Below are 1,012 nucleotides of genomic sequence, written 5' to 3' on the forward strand. Positions count from 1 at the left end.
AATAACCATTTGGTGTCAATTCATAGAAAGCTTCCGTATACCCTTCTGCTTCTTTTACTAAGGTTTCATCCCGGCTAATATATGTTTCTGCCCCATTAAGTTGTAAAGTTGGTTTATCTCTATGTGCAGCTGAGGCTGATAGCACGTCACCGTATTGGGCACCGCTTGCTTGTAATTGCTGGTTCCAGTTATCTGACAAATTTTCAGGCGTTTGGTACACAGTATCTGTTTGTAAGGAACAAACTAGTTCCGTCATTGAACCACGATAAATATTGACTAATGGGCGTAGTGTTAATTTGCTTTTTGGTGTTCCTGGTGTTGCGCTCAATTTGGGCATGCCACCCTCATCCAGCAAACTAAGACCAATATTCGGGTCGCTTCCTATGACAATGCTATTCTCATAGAGTACAGTGTAGTCAACTTTGACATCTACAGAAACTTGATAAGTTGGGCTTGTGACACGAACAGTTGCTTGATGCTGGCCAACAGTTGTCCCGCTAATTGGNTGTTAATTGATTTGCTGATTCAGGACTGGCAGTCACATCAACATAATCTTTAGCTGCTCCAGATAACGTTGTCCCTAAAGGAATGTCAGCAATCGTTTTTCCAACTGCCGACAAATTAGCCAACACATTGAAAGTCACTTCATACTCATAATTTAATTTTACACCAGCGATTGTTTCTTCCACTAAGACTTTCCCTGTGGTTTTTCCTGCTTGTGAACGATCTGGATATTGCGTGATTTGAGTCACTTTCAAGCCATTCCCGCTCATCCCAAGAAAGTCAATCAAATCACCTACTTGTTTATCTAACTCTGCATTGGTGGTTTTGGTCGTGATTGTTGTTTCTTTTGCTTCCAACCGATTCAAACGATACGGGATAAAACCATCAGCCGTTACTGCAAAATAAACGCTTCCTTCATCCATGTCTGAATATTGAGTATTGCTACCATTCTTAATGTAAGAATTTCGCCATTGTTCCTTATGCCATATTTGGACGACATCTCCCAGTT

Annotated in this window: 1 pseudogene; it reads right to left on the bottom strand. The window is 40.9% G+C overall.

The features are described from left to right. Positions 1-505 (bottom strand): annotated as a pseudogene (locus RV17_RS12970) (hypothetical protein); the annotation flags it as partial. Positions 506-1,012: the final 507 nt, after the last annotated feature.

The sequence above is a fragment of the Enterococcus thailandicus genome (genome assembly GCF_001886265.1).
In the GTDB taxonomy this organism is placed as follows: Bacteria; Bacillota; Bacilli; order Lactobacillales; family Enterococcaceae; genus Enterococcus_B; species Enterococcus_B thailandicus.